This is a genomic window from Streptosporangium sp. NPDC003464 (genome assembly GCF_053588315.1).
The window spans coordinates 71,723-86,314 of record NZ_JBSFPS010000005.1; the positions used below are offsets into that span (position 1 = coordinate 71,723).

Annotated in this window: 17 protein-coding genes; 7 read left to right on the top strand and 10 right to left on the bottom strand. The window is 70.8% G+C overall.

Annotation, left to right across the window (positions count from 1 at the left end; translation table 11 throughout):
• Window positions 1-43: 43 nt before the first annotated feature.
• Together ACWDS7_RS02335 and ACWDS7_RS02340 are read left to right on the top strand one after the other, a co-directional pair.
• On the top strand, window positions 44-232 hold the full coding sequence (locus tag ACWDS7_RS02335) for a hypothetical protein (protein ID WP_451927742.1): 189 nt from the start codon (window positions 44-46) through the stop codon (window positions 230-232).
• Window positions 226-420, top strand: a complete 195-nt coding sequence (locus tag ACWDS7_RS02340) for a YciI family protein (RefSeq protein ID WP_451927743.1) — start codon at window positions 226-228, stop codon at window positions 418-420. Before ACWDS7_RS02335 ends, ACWDS7_RS02340 begins: the two co-directional genes overlap by 7 nt.
• Window positions 421-467: 47 nt before the next feature.
• Here the strand turns inward: ACWDS7_RS02340 and ACWDS7_RS02345 are convergent, their stop codons facing one another.
• On the bottom strand, window positions 468-1,565 hold the full coding sequence (locus ACWDS7_RS02345) for an FUSC family protein (protein ID WP_451927744.1): 1,098 nt from the start codon (window positions 1,563-1,565) through the stop codon (window positions 468-470).
• An 819-nt stretch (window positions 1,566-2,384) separates the two neighbouring features.
• Here ACWDS7_RS02345 and ACWDS7_RS02350 point away from each other — a divergent pair.
• The 3 genes from ACWDS7_RS02350 (at window position 2,385) to ACWDS7_RS02360 (ending at window position 4,606) form a co-directional block, all read left to right on the top strand.
• A complete protein-coding gene (locus ACWDS7_RS02350) occupies window positions 2,385-3,296 on the top strand; it encodes a S1 family peptidase (RefSeq protein WP_451927745.1) in 912 nt (303 codons plus the stop codon).
• A gap of 200 nt (window positions 3,297-3,496) precedes the next feature.
• A complete protein-coding gene (locus tag ACWDS7_RS02355; RefSeq protein WP_451927746.1) occupies window positions 3,497-3,979 on the top strand; it encodes a hypothetical protein in 483 nt (160 codons plus the stop codon).
• Between the two features lie 126 nt (window positions 3,980-4,105).
• On the top strand, window positions 4,106-4,606 hold the full coding sequence (locus ACWDS7_RS02360; protein ID WP_451927747.1) for a hypothetical protein: 501 nt from the start codon (window positions 4,106-4,108) through the stop codon (window positions 4,604-4,606).
• Here ACWDS7_RS02360 and ACWDS7_RS02365 read toward each other — a convergent pair.
• The 6 genes from ACWDS7_RS02365 to ACWDS7_RS02390 form a co-directional block, all read right to left on the bottom strand.
• Complete coding sequence (locus tag ACWDS7_RS02365; protein WP_451927748.1) at window positions 4,603-5,322, bottom strand: HIT family protein; 720 nt, start codon at window positions 5,320-5,322, stop codon at window positions 4,603-4,605. The genes ACWDS7_RS02360 and ACWDS7_RS02365 overlap by 4 nt on opposite strands.
• 237 nt (window positions 5,323-5,559) lie before the next feature.
• Window positions 5,560-5,838 (bottom strand): antibiotic biosynthesis monooxygenase, encoded by a 279-nt coding sequence (locus ACWDS7_RS02370; protein WP_451927749.1) that lies wholly within the window; start codon window positions 5,836-5,838, stop codon window positions 5,560-5,562.
• A 188-nt stretch (window positions 5,839-6,026) separates the two neighbouring features.
• The gene (locus tag ACWDS7_RS02375) at window positions 6,027-6,617 is read right to left on the bottom strand and encodes a DUF2867 domain-containing protein (protein ID WP_451927750.1); all 591 of its coding nucleotides are present in this window, start codon (window positions 6,615-6,617) and stop codon (window positions 6,027-6,029) included.
• Between the two features lie 142 nt (window positions 6,618-6,759).
• The gene (locus tag ACWDS7_RS02380) at window positions 6,760-8,688 is read right to left on the bottom strand and encodes a fumarylacetoacetate hydrolase family protein (protein ID WP_451927751.1); all 1,929 of its coding nucleotides are present in this window, start codon (window positions 8,686-8,688) and stop codon (window positions 6,760-6,762) included.
• A 288-nt stretch (window positions 8,689-8,976) separates the two neighbouring features.
• Window positions 8,977-10,218 carry an MFS transporter gene (locus tag ACWDS7_RS02385; RefSeq protein ID WP_451927752.1) on the bottom strand — a complete coding sequence of 414 codons (1,242 nt, stop codon included), beginning with the start codon at window positions 10,216-10,218 and terminating at the stop codon, window positions 8,977-8,979.
• A 652-nt stretch (window positions 10,219-10,870) separates the two neighbouring features.
• The gene (locus ACWDS7_RS02390) at window positions 10,871-11,428 is read right to left on the bottom strand and encodes a YceI family protein (RefSeq protein ID WP_451927753.1); all 558 of its coding nucleotides are present in this window, start codon (window positions 11,426-11,428) and stop codon (window positions 10,871-10,873) included.
• Window positions 11,429-11,722: 294 nt separating this feature from the next.
• Here ACWDS7_RS02390 and ACWDS7_RS02395 point away from each other — a divergent pair, with 294 nt between their 5' ends.
• Window positions 11,723-12,457: a TioE family transcriptional regulator gene (locus ACWDS7_RS02395; RefSeq protein ID WP_451927754.1), complete on the top strand. Its 735-nt coding sequence runs from the start codon at window positions 11,723-11,725 to the stop codon at window positions 12,455-12,457.
• Here the strand turns inward: ACWDS7_RS02395 and ACWDS7_RS02400 are convergent.
• Window positions 12,454-12,579, bottom strand: coding sequence for a hypothetical protein (locus ACWDS7_RS02400; RefSeq protein ID WP_451927755.1), 126 nt, complete (start codon window positions 12,577-12,579; stop codon window positions 12,454-12,456). The genes ACWDS7_RS02395 and ACWDS7_RS02400 overlap by 4 nt on opposite strands.
• Complete coding sequence (locus ACWDS7_RS02405; protein WP_451927756.1) at window positions 12,576-12,923, bottom strand: VOC family protein; 348 nt, start codon at window positions 12,921-12,923, stop codon at window positions 12,576-12,578. Before ACWDS7_RS02405 ends, ACWDS7_RS02400 begins: the two co-directional genes overlap by 4 nt.
• Before the next feature lie 400 nt (window positions 12,924-13,323).
• On the opposite strand from ACWDS7_RS02405, the gene ACWDS7_RS02410 reads away from it, so the two are divergent.
• Window positions 13,324-14,280 (top strand): transglycosylase SLT domain-containing protein, encoded by a 957-nt coding sequence (locus ACWDS7_RS02410; protein WP_451927757.1) that lies wholly within the window; start codon window positions 13,324-13,326, stop codon window positions 14,278-14,280.
• A 102-nt stretch (window positions 14,281-14,382) separates the two neighbouring features.
• Here the strand turns inward: ACWDS7_RS02410 and ACWDS7_RS02415 are convergent.
• Window positions 14,383-14,592: putative quinol monooxygenase (locus ACWDS7_RS02415; RefSeq protein WP_451927758.1), on the bottom strand; the 210-nt coding region annotated here is incomplete at its 5' end.

A 14,592-nucleotide genomic window follows, 5' to 3' on the forward strand; every position in this document is an offset into this window, starting at 1 on the left:
TGCAGGAAGGCCAGGGCCGCCGGAAAAGGATTAGGAGTACGGCATGCGAGCTCTCGTGACGAGCGTGAGCGAGCAGAAGGCGGACGAGACGCTCCGGATCGAGATGGGCACGTTCATCCAGGAGCCGGCACAGGCCGGGGTGCCGCCGGCCATCGGCGGGATGGAGTTGGGAGACAGCCTGCTCAAGTCCGCCGGTGGCGGGAGACAGCCTGCTCAAGTCCGCCGGTGGTAGGAGGCAGCCTGCTCAGGTCCGCCGGTGGCGCGCTCACGGTGACCGACGGCCCCTTCGCCGAGGCGGAGGGGATGGCGGGCGGGTCCGCGCTGATCGAGGTGGGGTCCGGGGAGGAGGCGTTGGAGCTGTCCCGCCGCTCATTCAAGATCGCCGGCGATGCCGTGGGCTGGATGCAGCAGATCTACTGACCAGCGCGCCGAGCCGCCGAGCCGGTGAGTCTTCGGGCTGTTCGGCCTCAGCCGCGCGTGCTCTCGTCGCTCGGCTCGTTCAGCGGGGTCAGCGCGGCCGAGGCCGCGTCGTGGTCCATGCCGGTCGCCTCCAGCAGATCGACGGCGATGGAGCGCAGCTGCGCGATGGTGACGTTCGCGGAGAAGCCCAGGTTTCTGGGCCGCTCCCGCGCGGCGACGGCGAGCAACGCCTGTCTGGCCAGCATCGGTTCGCGTCCTGCCCCCAGTTCGAGCTGGAGCAGCAGTGCCGCCTCCGAGACCTCGCGCAGCGACTCGGCCAGCGCGGCCGGTGGCGGGCTGGCCTCGCCCAGCGCCGCGAGCGTGCGGCGGACCAGCACCCGCGCGTTGCGCAGCGCCAGGTCCACCGGTACGGCGGCGGTCTCGTACCTGGTCAGTCTGGCCCGGTGATGCCAGCGCAGCGGTGAGATCATGATGATCTCCTTGCCGTTCTCCAGCGCCGCCTCGAACTCCTCGACCGCCGTCTGGGTCTTGCGTCCGCATTCCAGGGCCTCGGCGGCCAGGTCCACGTCGCGCTTCTCGATCGCCTCCGCCGCCTGTTCCAGCACGGTGGAGAGGGCGTCGAGCACGCCGGACAGCTGCTTGCCCACGATGGTGAGCGGGCTGGCGGGCAGCAAGGCGACCGCGATGATGCCGATGACGCCGCCGGTGAGCGCGTCGGCCATCCGGTCCAGCCCGCCGACGTCCTCGCCCGGCACCAGCATGGCGACCAGCACCGCGGATGACCCGACCTGCGACACGAACAGCTCACCGCTGTTCAGCAGGCCCGCGATGGTCATGGCCAGCGCGATCACGAGCGCCATCTGCCAGGGGCCCGAGCCGATCCAGGACACCAGCAGGTCACCGATGCCCACGCCCAGACTGACGCCGATCACCAGCTCGGCCACCCTGCGCAGCCGCTGTCCGAGCCCCACACCCACGCAGATCATCACGGAGATGGGCGCGAAGAGTGGGTGGGCGTGACCGAGCAGATGAACGGCGACGATCCAGGCCAGCGCGGCACCCACGGCGCACTGCGCGATGGAGGGCGCGATCAGGCCGAACGTGCCCAGCCGTTTCCTAACTTGATCACTGAGCCACGTCCGCACCCCTCCACGATGGCGGATCTTTATGACATTGGGATCACATTTGCCCTGGATTCTTCTTATTCGGTCCATTCGGCGAAAGTCAGGGAGGCCACCGCCACCTGCCCTTTGGCACCGGCGACCTGGGGCTCGGCGTGTGCTCTCTCAGGGATTCCGATGGGCTCTGGCGACGGGTCGATCCGTCGCTCCCGACGGTCGGACGCCGCTACCGCCATCCCGGGCGCAGGCGGACCGACGGCCGTAAGGCGTCAAGGCGTCAAGGCGTCAAGGCGTTGTGCGGGATCTTGTCCGTGCTCCGCGCCGCGATCCCGCGAGGGTTTCCGCTCCATGGGCTGGGCTCCGGCTCGGACGTGACGTGCTGACGGCGGTTGCGCGACTGACACCGGGCCGGCGGCTGAGGCCGGCTCCATGAACCATTGCTCGCCACCGGTCGCCCGAGGCGAGACCGGCTCCAAGCGCCCTGTGATCATCGGCGAGGCGGCCTCCCGCCGGCGGCCGGCCTCGGCGGCGGGAGGCCGCGGGCGACATCTTCGCCGATGATGCACCAGGTCAGCGCGGTGCACGTGGTCCCGATCGGCCTGGCTCATCGACGTCAGGCCGCAGGTAGCCTTGGGTGGCTGCGTGCCGAGCCGGTGGGTGCTTCTGGCCCGATCACCGGGAAATCCCCCGACTCGCCGCTGTCGGAAGTCCGCGGTGCGGACCGGTGGGTGAGCTGGGCCAGTGCGGCTGCCACCGGTTGAGCTCGCCGCCCAAGAACCGTGATCGAATCACGGAACGTTCGAGGTGTCTCCCCAGCCGCACCCCTCAACTGATGGGAGATCTGTGTTCAGGGCAACTGCCAGACGATCAGCGGTGCTCGCCGCCCTCATGGCCACCGGGCTCGCACTGATCACCGCCACAACGGCCGCCGCGGCCACCGTCCACGAGGCGGCCTCAGCCCGCTCAGCGGGCGCAGGCCATCCCTCCATCATCGGTGGGAGTGCCGCGGCGGAGCCCTACTCGTTCATGGCCTCCTTCCGGCTGCGAGGACTGCCCGGCCACCACTGCGGCGGTTCCCTCGTCGCCCCGGACTGGGTCGTCACCGCCGCCCACTGCAAGGGACTCATGAAGCCCGGCAGGACGCAGGTGCGGGTCGGCTCTCTCGACCGCGACGAGGGCGGAGCCCTCACCGGTGTGAAGCGTGTCATCACCTATCCCGGCCACGACGGACCCGGCCGGGGCGGGAAGTTCGAGAACGACATCCTGCTGGTCCAGCTGGACCGGCAGGTAGACCTCGATCCCATCCGCATCGCCGACGACCCCGGCCGGGTGGGCGAGCCGAGCCGCGTCATCGGCTGGGGCATGGCATGCGAGGACAGGAACAATCCGACCTGCAAGAACGGCCCCCGGCGGTTGCAGGAGCTCGACACCGTACGCGTGCCCGACAACCGGTGCACCTCCCTCCACCGCGGCAGCGAGCTGTGCACCGGCGAGCGCCGCGGGCGTGCGGCCAGCGCGTGCAACGGCGACTCCGGAGGTCCGCAGATCCGCAGGGTGGGCGGCCGGTGGGAGCTGATCGGAGCCACCTCGCGCGATGGCGACGACGTGGAGGACCGCATGGACGGCGGCGCCGGCTGCTCCACCAACCCCAAGGGTGAGCCGGGAGTCGGCATCTGGACCGACGTGACCCACTACCGCTCCTGGATCACCGAGACCATCAAGGAACAGTCCGCGGAGCTTCACAGCGCCTCCTGATCACCCGTCGGACCGCGCGGGCGCCGATTAACTTGATCTTCAACCTGCGCGTTGTCGTCGGGCGGTCACGGCCTGTCCAGCCGTATGAGGGTTTGGCGTCCGAGAATCGGTCGGCGACCGGCTGACCAGACGCTCGGGACCGTACCGGGAGCAGGTCTCCGCCAGGCGTATCTCGGCCTCGACCGGCACGGCTACCATTCATGATCATGTCGATGTGGTTGAACCTCGCGAAGATCGATGTCGAGCTGCTGGAGTCCGTACAGGCGGACCCTGATCTGATCGGAGAGATCTTCTTCGACAACGGGCAGGCGCCCGTCGGCTTCCAGCCGGAAACCGACATGTTCGGAGATGACTACCGAACCCTCAACGCCATCGCGGAGGGCAGAGCCAAGGCCGAGCATGAGAGTGCGCAGTGGAAGGAGTGCTATCCCTGGCTCGCGGCGGCGACCGGCGAGGACGGCGAGAACGACGTGGAGGGGTATGAGTTCGACTATGGTCCGGCCTTCGTCCTCGATCCCGGCCAGGTGGCGGCCGTCGCGCAAGGCCTGATGGGCGAGGGATGGGGGTTCGGCGCCGCCCGCCGGGACGCGGCAGACGGCGCTTATGAGGGGTTCGAGGACCTCGGACCGTTCTACGCGGCGGCGGCACGAGAGGGCAAGGCCATCATGGGCGGGGTGAGCTGACCCGCTGCGGTGGCCACCGCACCGCTTCCGACGGGCTCTGCACCAGAGCCAAAACCTGTGGCTGTGCCCTGTTGGCGCCCGTAAGGTGCCGATCATGGTGGAGACGATATCCGGGGAACACGCCCGATGACCCTGTTCACGCACCTCACCTCGGCCGACGACGTCCGCTCGATACGGCGGGCCGGCGTCCGCGCCCGCAGCCGCGACCACACGGGGACGGCCGGGGTGTTCTGCCTGCCGATCCTGCCCTCCTACCAGCTCACCCACCAGTGGGGCCGGGAGCTGCGGCGCGGCGGACGACGCACGATGGTCGCCGTCGACTTCCGGCTGCCCGACGACGAGCCCGTGTCCGTGGGCCGCTATGGACGGGCCCATCAGGAACTTCCCAGCGCCGAGGCCGCAGCCCTGATCGCCGGATGCGAGGACGCCCGCGGATATGAGGTCTTCGTCCCCCGGGCGATCGGCGCCAAGGAGATCCACCGAGTCCGGGGGGTCAACCGGGTCACCGGCTGGCGATACATGCCCGACGCCCACGGCAGGTTCCCCTGCCCGTGTCCGGGATGCCTGCGGCGTGGGGAGTACGGCAGCGCGAAGATCCGCCAGGCGGCCGAGAGCCGCGGCTACTAGAGGAGCCGGCCGAGCGTGACGGCCATCTCGTCCATCTGATCGGCCTGGACGCCGTCGGCCCCGGTGCGCCCCATGAGCCCGAACACCCGGGGACCGCGGAGGTCCTCCGGCAGGTCACGCATGCGTGGCACGACATGGAAGTGCACGTGGTTGAAGCCTTCCAATTCGGCGAACTGCACCACGTAGGTCTTCACGCAGCCGGTCACCTCCCGCAGCGCCCGCGACAGGCGGACCTGCCACAGACCCAGCGTGGACGCCTCGGCATCGCTCAGGTGCGCGACGGTCGTGACATGACGCCGGGGGACCAGCACCAGCCACCCCGGCAGCGCCGTACCGATCGCGTGGGCGACACGCCAGTGATCGTCGAACGCGATCCTCTCCCGTGGCGGCAGCGCGTCGAACTGCGCTTCCTGATCGCAGGTGTAACAGCCCGAGGAGGTCGTCATGTCGTCCGATGCTATGAGGTCGGTATGCCGTCCGACCAGGCCGCGCCTCTGCTCCGACGCGGCCTGGTCGGCGCGCACGGCCGAGGTGACGCACGGGGTCGCGTTGGCGATCGAGCGGCTGACCAGGTGTTCGGGGCCGTACCGAGAGTGGATCTCCAGCAGGCGGACGTCGACGTCGAGGAGGTGTCCGTCCAGGCTGGTGGTCATGTCGCAGCAGGTCAACGCCGCCGTCAGCTCCGGGCGCTCCTGGTCGAACTCCTCGTTCAGCACGTCCAGCGGATCGCGCCCGGTGACCCCGTAGCAGCCGGGCAGGGGCTGAGATCGCCGCGCGGGCGTACGTGGGGCGCCGCGGGGCGACCTTCGATCGTGGCCGTGCCGTACAAGAGCTCCGGGCGCGTCTCGATCGCCGGTTCAGCCGCGACCAAGGCAGGTCGGCCGCCGCGGCTGGGCTTCACCGTACTCTCGCCCACCGAGGCCGTACGGGCGAACTCAAAAGCTCTGCCGGGGTCAGGCCGCCACGAGTCGAAGAATCTCGCGAGGGCGTGATTCGCGCTCGTCATAGGCGAGGTCCAGTCCTGCCGCCGTTATGGCGGCGAACGACGCGGCGAACGCGTCCTCGGACTCCCATTGCACGATGGAGATCACCGCGTCGGCCGACACCCAGCAGTCGGCTGAAAGGCATCCCGCTGTCCCCCGGAAGACCTCGGCGACCTGGTGGACGCGTGAGATGAACTCCTCGCGGTGAGAGGCGTGCGGATAGTGGCTTGCTACCATTCCTACCTTCATGATGCGCTCCTTGGCGTTTCTCGATGGTGTGTCGGATATCGGATATCGGATCGTCGGCGGGCGTCCGGGCCGGACCGGCTCCAGGTGTGGCCGGTCACGGCACCTTCCGCCCGCCGTCGCGGATAGCGGTGGTGGTCGGGCCGGCGCTCAGCGGTCAGCGTCCTGAGCGCGGTGGCCGTTGGATCCGGTCATCCCGCGCCCCGCTCGCCGACCCGCATCCGCCAGCCGTATCCGATCTTTCGGACCAGCGCCGGGTCCACGATGAGGTGCCGGAACGGCCTGATCGCGGCCATGTAGACCTTCCCGAAGAGGCCGTTCGGCTTCACCAGCACGGCCATCTGGCCGCGGTGGCCACCGGCCCCGTCCGGGACCCAGCCGATGTGCATCACCGTGTGCACGGTCCGGTTGGCCATCTCCGCCGCCCACTCGTCGTCCGTCAGGTAGACCGAGCTGAACGGGACCGCACGGAAGTCCGGCCCGGGGGGAGCGTCGCGGAGATCCGCCGGCAACCGGTCGCGCAGCGTCCGCACCCGCGCGCCGATGCCGGAGCCGGGCCCGTCCCAGCCGAGCAGCGCCCCGAGCTTCCAGCGGAGCGCGAACAGCGCACGGGTGGCCCCGGAGAAGCGCCCCTCGCCGGAGCTCATCTGCCGCACCAGCCGCGGAAGGTCGTCAGGACCGCCAGGCGTCGGCAGCGCCCACACGTCCTCAACCCGGAAGTCAGGCGCGAGCTCATGGATCCGCCAGGGCCGGGAGGTGTGCGCGGTGTTCGGGATTCTCATCAGTGGACCTCTTCAGTTCAGATCAGAGGAGTACGTGGCGCGTTCAGTTCAGAGGAGTACGTGGAGCGGGGGTCAAGCCCGAGCACGCCGGCGACGGCGCCGGTCGCTCGCGGGAGCCCGTACGGCCCGCGGCCCACGGGGCTCACGGCTGTCGCCGGCTGTCCCATTCGGCCATCAGGCCGAACAGGGCGAGCTGGTCGAGTGCCGGCTGGTCGGGGTGGATCTCGCGGTAGCGCCGGTAGACGTTGACCACGACCCGTTCGGCGTCCAGCCAGTCGCCGTACTCGGCCAGGTCGATCCCGAACGCGGCCTCCTGGAAGTCCATGCCCTTGGCATGGGCGGCGTCGGCCTGCTCGACGACGTGGCTGAGATACCCGCGCACGGCGCGGATCCCGTCGGGGTCCGTCACCGGGCCGTGGCCCGGCACCACGGTCGGGGCGTCGAGGGCGAGCATCGTGTCGCAGGCGGCGATCCAGTTGGCGATGGGCCCGCTCCACACGATCGGCGTGCCGCCGATGAACAGCAGGTCGCCGGCGAAGAGCACGCCGGCGTCGGGTACGTGCACCACCGTGTCAGCCTCGGTGTGGGCGGGCCCGAGGTTGAGCAGACGCACCTCGCGCCCGCCCACGTCGAGGGTGAGCCGTCGGTCGAAGGTCTGGTCGGGCGTGCGCAGGCGGATGCCGCCGAAGTCGAAGGGTCCGAAGCGTTCGCGCAGGTACGGCGTGAGCGTGGGCCCGAGGTCCATGATCTGCAGGGCCGTGGTCAGCTCCGGCGCCATCTCGGTGTGCATCTCGTGCGCCGTCCCCTCGGCGGCGACGACGCGCACCGAGCCGGCGAGCAGCTGGCCGCCGTGGGTGTGGTCGCCGTTGGCGTGGGTGAGCACGGCGTGGCCGATCGGGTGCCGATCGGTGATCGGCTCCATGCCGGACAGCATCTCGGCGGTGAGCGGCAGGTCGTAGAGCGTGTCGACCAGCAGGGAGGCGCCCTCGCCCGCGACGAGGCCGGCGTTGCTCCTGCCGTACCCGCCGTCGGGCAGCAGCCACGCCCAGACGCCGTCAGCGACCTGGTGCAGCCCCTTCGTGTACGGCAGGGCGGGCTTGGCCGGGTTGACCCGGGGCCGGCGGGGCTTCGCGGTGGGGTCGGGCCTGGCGGCGAGCGGATGGGGGGCGGCGCTCGCCCGCACGGTCTGCCGCACCTCGCCCAGCCCCTCGGCGCGCAGCGACACCACGTCGCCGTCTTTGAGCCAGCCGCGGAAGGCGCCGAGGTCGCCGAAGTCGAGGTGTTCGATCAGGCAGCAGCCGGGCACGGTGCCCGAGCCGAAGACGTCTCCCGGCCGGAGCTCGACGCCGCGGGAGGCGTAGGAGACGACCTCGCCGAAGGACCAGTCCATGGCGTCGGTACGGCCCTCGCCGACCGGCCGGCCGTTGACCTCGGCCCGCACCTGGAGCGCGAGCCCGCCGTCCGGGCCGAAGGGCAGCTCGTCGGGTGTGACCAGCCACGGCCCGAGCGTGGTCGCGCCGTCCTTGCCCTTCGCCTGGCCGATCTTGAGCTGGCTCTCGAGACCCTGCAGGTCGCGGGCGCTCCAGTCGCAGAGGAGGGTGTAGCCGGCGATGTGCTCGACCGCCTGCTCGGGGGTCAGGTCGCGGCCCGCGGTGCCGATCACCGCGCCGATCTCCAGCTCGAAGTCGAACCAGGCGCTGCCGGGGGAGATGGGCACGTCGTCGTGGGGTCCGATGACGGTGGCGGGGTTGGCGAAGTAGAAGGCGGGGATCTGGTACCAGGTCGCCTCCAGCGTTCCCGTGCCGCCGGAGGCTCTGAGGCAGCCGCGCATGTGGTCGAGGAAGCACAGGCAGTCCCGTATGGACGGCGGCCTGGGGATGGGGGCTCTCAGCGTGACGTCGGCGAGCGCGACGATCTCGTCGGGCTCGGCGAGCGCTCGCTCGCCCGCCTGCCGCAGCGAGGGGCCGAGCAGTTCGATCAGGGTCGTGCCCCTGGGCAACGCGTGGATCAGGTCACCGTCGATGACGCCGACCCGGTCGCCGTCAGCCGAGGCGTAGGTGACGAGGCGCAAAACGACCTCCTGTGTTGACCAACATAGAATATGATTGCTAGCACAGAAGGAGGTGGCGTGACAACCCGACGAGGCGGTGCTGCAGGTCAGGGCATGAGCAGGCCCCGCGTGCGCGAGGTGCCGCCTCCGACCGCCGGCTCGGAACGCTCCTCCTCGCAGGGGAAGGCCAGTGGGCTGGGCGTCATAGGGCTGGGCGTCATAAGGCTGGGCGTCATAAGGCTGGGCGTCATAAGGCTGGGCGTCATAAGGGAGCGCCGGTGGGCACGGCGCGGAGGTCCGGCTCCGCCGTCATCCGGCTCCGCTCCCGGCGCGCCGGGAGTCGAGCGGACCGCAGGCCGCGGCGGACAGCACCGCGACCAGGCCCAGGGCGGCCAGCGCCACCGCCGGTCCACAGCCCCCGGCGTCGAGGAGCCGGCCTACGGCGACCCCTCCCAGGAAGGCGGACATGCCGGACAGGAAGCTGAGCACCCCCAGATAGGCCCCGAACCGATCGGCCGGCGCGCACCGCGCGACGGTCTGGAACAGCGCCGGCTGCATGAGCCCCTTGGCCAGCCCGTTGAGTACGGCGGCCGCCAGCAACCCGGCCGTCTGACCGTCGCCGCCTCCCGACGGCGTCACGAGCAGCACCAGATAGCCGGCCCCCGCGCAGAGCAGTCCGCTCCGCAGCACCCACGGGCGTTCCCCCCGTCCGCCCGTCGCGCACCACGGCTGAACCGCCGCCGCGACCATCGCCACCACCGAGAAGAACAGGGTCGTCGCGCCCGCCCCGACGTCCTTGAGCGGGACGACGGTCACGATCTGGTCGGCGAGCAACGTGCTGGGCGCGGCGACCACGGCGAAGCGTACGAACCTCCGATCGCGGAGCACCGCCGCCACTCCTTCGGCGACCGTCCGTGTGCCGTGCCGGGCACCGGCCCAGCGTTCTGGACGGAGATGCGGGTCCGCACGGAGATGCGGGTCCGTACGGAGATGCGGGTCCGCGCGGAGATGCGGGTCCGCGCGGGGAGCGGTGCGGCGCTCCTCCCTCAGCAGGGTGAACAGCACGGCGGCGATCGCCCACGCGGCCGCCGCCGCGGCCGACAGCACCCAGAACCCGGCGGTCAGCAGGAGCAGCCCGACAGGCGGACCGGCCACCGCGGCCACCTGCCCGGCGATCGTGTAGGCCGCGAACCCGCGGGAGCGGCGAGCCGGCGCCAGCCCGGCCAGCAGGGACTGGGCGGTGGGATGGAACAGCGCACCGCCCACTCCCAGCAGCACGGCCGCACCGAGCAGCCCGGCGAGCTCGTCCGCGGTCCCGAGCAGCACGAATCCCACCGCGCGTAGTGTGCAGGCCAGCGCTCCCGCCCTCGTCGCACCGATCAGATCGGTCACCGCACCCACCGGCAGGAACAGCGCGTACTGGACCGCGATGCGCACACCGAGCACCAGGGTGATGGTCCCGGCGAGCATGCCGAGATCGTGCCGCAGATGGGCCACCAGATGCGCCATCACCGCGAAGAATCCGAGCGAGATGGCGGACTGCACCCCCACGACCACCACGATCACTCGCCGGTCGGACGGCCCGCCCGCTGGGCGACGGCACGCCACGGACCGCCCGGGAGAATTCACGCGAGCACGGTCCGGACGGCGGCGGCCGACTCCACCCGAAGCCGCAGCGGGCAAGTGGGGGTACGGCGGTGCGACACGGGGGACTCCTTGCTCTCGGCGAACGGTGAGAGCAGACCAGGTCGATCCAGGTCGTGTCTAATATCGACAAGGGGGCGCGATCGATACCGGAATGAATAACCATGCTGCTCAGACATGGTTCAGCGGCCGGCCCGGCACGGTCTGCGCACGCCGTGAAGCCCGGGGTCCGCGCTGAGAGCCGCCGGGCCGGATCACTCGTTCCCATGGAGCCGAGATCTGGTCGAGGTTCCCGCAGAGCCGAGATCTGGTCGAGGTTCCTGCAGAGCCGAGGGACCTGGTCGAGGTTCCCGCAGAGCCGAGATCTGTCGAGGTTCCTACGGGCCCGTGAGACCTGGTCGAGGCCAGAGGGTCATGGTCCGTGCCGGTCCCTCAATGTCGATCCGTGCCGATCCGGGTGTTGCGGCGAGCGACGGAAGGCGAGGGACGGCCGCCCTCGGATTGCCGCGGTCCGCGCCTTCTCGGGAGCACCCACGGACCGGACCCCGCGTGGCCGGGGTCACCGCTTCGGGGTGAGGTCGGCGTCGAACCGTATCTCGACTCCGTCACCGACCTTGAGCGCGCCGAACAGCGCCGAGTAGGGCCGGATCCCCCATCGGGTCTGCACGATGGTCGCCGAGCCCTGTGCGCGGCTCCCGGCCAGCGAGCCCTGTATCTCGACGGGCTGTGTGACGCCGACGATGGTGAGGTCGCCCTCGACGCGGAACGACTCCGCAGTCCCCTCGACCCGGGTCGACCGGAACGTGATCATTGGGTTACGCCCGGTGTGAAGGATCTTCTCTCGGAGGATTTTCTCGATCTCCTGGCGGTCGGAGCCCGTGAGGGGCTTGACGCCACCGGTCCCTTCCCGGACTTCGAACGACCCGGCGTCGATCTCGACGGCCACCGAGGAGCCGGCCGGGTCAGCGGTGTCGACTGTGGCCTCGCCATGCCAGCGGGTGACCTCGATGGTGAGATCATGGCCGGCCTTCGCGCCCAGCCCGCTGCGGGCCGTGTTGACGAGGAGCCTGCCGGACTCAGGCCCCAACGTGTAGCTACCGGTGGTGACGCCCACCATGCCAGGTTATCCCGCGCCCGAAGGACCCGTAGCGGCGCCTACCGCCGGCGTGGCGGCCCCGGAGGCTCCGGCGCTCCGGCGCGTCGTCGGCCGCCCTCAGGCGTACCGGCGGCGCTTCCGCCGGGGAAGGCCCAAAGCGGTGTCCTGGATCGATGAGTCGGCAGCCATGGCAGTCCTGTCCGCTTCAATGAAACTGGCAGCATCTTCGACCACATCGTTGAACCACAAGTGTAAACTTTTATCCGTTTTTATTGGGCTAATGAGCAATAACCTTCAACGTCATGAGGCGGTCCCATGTCCGGTGAGCGACTCCGGCCGGTCGACCTGGCACGTGAGCACGGCCTGTCGACGCAGGCGGTACGGAACTACGAAGAAGCCGGCATCCTCCCGCCGGCGGACCGCACACCCCACGGCTACCGGACCTACACCCCCCTCCACGCGCAGGCCCTTCGCGCGTTCACCGCCCTGGTGCCGGCCCACGGACACCAGACGGCAACGTCGATCATGCGGGCGGTGAACCAGGGCGCGGTCGAGGACGCCCTGGAGCTGATCGATGGAAGCCATCTCCAGCTCCTCGAGGACCGCCGGACGCTCTCGGCCGTGGAAAAGGCGCTCCGGGACCTGGCGCAGTCAGGAACGCCCGACCCTCCCCCGCCCGGCGTCACGTTCATCGGGCCGCTGGCTCGGAAACTGGGGATCCGGCCGGCGACCCTCCGCAAATGGGAGCAGGCCGGATTGATCCGTCCGCAGCGGGACCCGCAGACCGGTTACCGCGTCTACACCCCTGCCGACGTACGGGACGCCCGGCTGGCCCACCAGCTCAGACGCGGAGGGTATCTGCTGGAGCAGATCTCCCCGCTGCTCGCACAGGTGCGGACAGCCGGAGGCCTGGCACCCCTGGAGTCCGTCCTGGGCGACTGGCGCCGCCGGCTGTCCGCGCGCGGCCTCTCAATGCTGACCGGCGCGGCCGAACTCGCCGCCTACCTGCGTCAGCGCGGCACCCTTCATGCAGGGGACGCCCTGGACTAGGTGTCGCCACCGTGCCGGCTGAGCGCGTCGAGGATCGGGCGTCGCGCGGCGACCGGTGCCTGCCCGGCCGGCAGGGCCGGGCCCCGCATCGGCCGACACCGCTGCCTGATCCCCGCGGTCATCGATGCTCCAGAACGTTGACCACACGGCCGTTCGGGTCGCGGACGAAGAACCGGCGGACTCCCCACTCCTCGTCCCGCAGCGGGTGCACGATCTCGGCGCCACGCTCGCGCATGGCCGCGTAAGCCGCGTCCACATCGTCCACCTCGATGCTCACGTCCGGGATGACGGATGCGGTCCTGTCGCTGATCATGAAGCTGACCTGGGCCGCAGGCGTGGACGGAGAGGCGAGGGTCATGATCCAGCCGTGGTTCATGACCTCCTCCAGGCCGAGCAGGCCGTAGAACTCCGAGCTCTCCTCCAGGGCTTCCGACTGGATGTTGGGGACGATCCGACGGGCTGACATCGGCGACTCCTGCGGCAGAGGGGGTGTGGGTCTGATCCTTCCGTCCAGGATGGCGCATGTGTTCCCGGACCGGGTTCCGGCGCCGGTACGGCGGGCCGTCCCTCACCGCCGCGTCACCCGGGAAACGTCCCACCCGGGAAAGCCGTGCCACCCGGGAAACGTCCCACTCGGGAAAGCCATGCCACCCGGGAAACATGTCGCCCAGGAAAGCCGTGTCACCCGGGAAAACGGCCTGGGAGGTCGTCGCTCGGGTACGTTGGGGCCGATGAACGATCAGCGCGCGGGAGTCGCAGGGCAGGAGCATGGCCGTCGGCCGGGTGGGCGGGCGGTGCCCGCGCGGCCGGACACCTCGGGTGGCGGGCCACCGGACATGCGCGCGGGCCGGTCGCGCGGGAGGCCGATGGCCGCCTCGCTCGTCGCCCTGGCCCTCGCGGTCTCCGGCTGCGCCGGCGCGCAGGGCGCCGCCTCACCGGCCGCTCCCGGCCAGACGGCGGCCCGGCCCGCCGCGGAGCGTCCGGCGACGCCACCGGCGAAGGCGAAGGAGTCCGCACCCCGAACGCCCGCACCCCAGACGCCCGCGGGTCAGGCGCCCGCCCTGCCCGCTCCGGACGTGGCCATCCCCACCGACCCGTCACGGCTGGCCCGTTCCCTGACCGGCACCGTCGCGGAGCTGCGACGTGCCGTCGACGGCTGGATCCGCGACGGCGACCCCGTCAAGGGAGACCCCCCTGAGCCGGTGGTGCTGCTGGCCCTGCACCAGCAGCGCATCTACCGCTACCTGGCCCGCAACCCACAGGTCGCCTCCCGCACCTACGCCAGGCTGCCGAAGGCCCTGGCCGGGCAGGCGAAGGACAACGTGACGGCCGCCCGGAACCTGCTCTCCCTCGTCCGGCCCATCAGCAAGCCGGCGCAATTCCGCGTCCAGCCGCCCGAGCCCGCCGATGTCCTGCTCGGCCACTTCCGGCACGCCGCGCGCCGCTTCGGCGTCGAGTGGGAGGTGCTGGCGGCGGTGATGTTCGTCGAGACCAAGTTCGGCCGGGTACGGTCGCCGAGCCACACGGGCGCCAAGGGCCCCATGCAGTTCATGCCGGGAACGTGGGACGCCTACGGGATGGGCGGTGACATCCAGGACACCCGCGACGCCCTGCTGGCCGCGGCCAACTACCTGCACGCCTCGGGGGCGCCGCGCGACTACCGGCGCGCGCTGTACGCCTACAACCACTCCCAGGCGTACGTCGACGCGGTGCTGCTGCACGCCCGCCAGATCAAGCGGGACATCAGGAACTACTACGCCTACTACAACTGGCAGGTCTTCGTGGTCACCACCCGCGGCGACCGCCGCCTCACCGGCCCCTGACCTCGCGACCCGGCACCGCTCCTCCGGCGGCCAGGGGAACGGGACGCCCGCCGGCGGACCGGGCGCTCCCCGGCCGGCGCCGCCGGGCCGTACAGCGGCAGGTCAGGCCGGCGACAGCTCCGCCATCCGCGACCAGCCCTCGCCGGGCACCTCGACGTTGATGATCTCCGGTGTCTCCGCGATCACTTCGGGCATCCACGCCATGGCGGTCTTGAAGTGTTCGGAGCCCACGTGGGCCTCGCCCGCCGCGGATGAGGCGAACGCCTCAAGCAGGACGAACTGGTTGGGCGTCTCGACGCTCCTGGACCATTC

What these genes read in the sequence shown, in the direction of transcription:
- ACWDS7_RS02335 (WP_451927742.1), top strand. Translation starts at nt 44, where the DNA reads ATGCGAGCTCTCGTGACGAGCGTGAGCGAGCAGAAGGCGGACGAGACG.
- ACWDS7_RS02355 (WP_451927746.1), top strand. Translation starts at nt 3,497, where the DNA reads ATGATCATGTCGATGTGGTTGAACCTCGCGAAGATCGATGTCGAGCTG.
- ACWDS7_RS02360 (WP_451927747.1), top strand. Translation starts at nt 4,106, where the DNA reads ATGACCCTGTTCACGCACCTCACCTCGGCCGACGACGTCCGCTCGATA.
- ACWDS7_RS02370 (WP_451927749.1), bottom strand. Translation starts at nt 5,838, where the DNA reads ATGAAGGTAGGAATGGTAGCAAGCCACTATCCGCACGCCTCTCACCGC.
- ACWDS7_RS02375 (WP_451927750.1), bottom strand. Translation starts at nt 6,617, where the DNA reads ATGAGAATCCCGAACACCGCGCACACCTCCCGGCCCTGGCGGATCCAT.
- ACWDS7_RS02390 (WP_451927753.1), bottom strand. Translation starts at nt 11,428, where the DNA reads ATGGTGGGCGTCACCACCGGTAGCTACACGTTGGGGCCTGAGTCCGGC.
- ACWDS7_RS02395 (WP_451927754.1), top strand. Translation starts at nt 11,723, where the DNA reads ATGTCCGGTGAGCGACTCCGGCCGGTCGACCTGGCACGTGAGCACGGC.
- ACWDS7_RS02400 (WP_451927755.1), bottom strand. Translation starts at nt 12,579, where the DNA reads ATGACCGCGGGGATCAGGCAGCGGTGTCGGCCGATGCGGGGCCCGGCC.
- ACWDS7_RS02405 (WP_451927756.1), bottom strand. Translation starts at nt 12,923, where the DNA reads ATGTCAGCCCGTCGGATCGTCCCCAACATCCAGTCGGAAGCCCTGGAG.
- ACWDS7_RS02410 (WP_451927757.1), top strand. Translation starts at nt 13,324, where the DNA reads ATGGCCGCCTCGCTCGTCGCCCTGGCCCTCGCGGTCTCCGGCTGCGCC.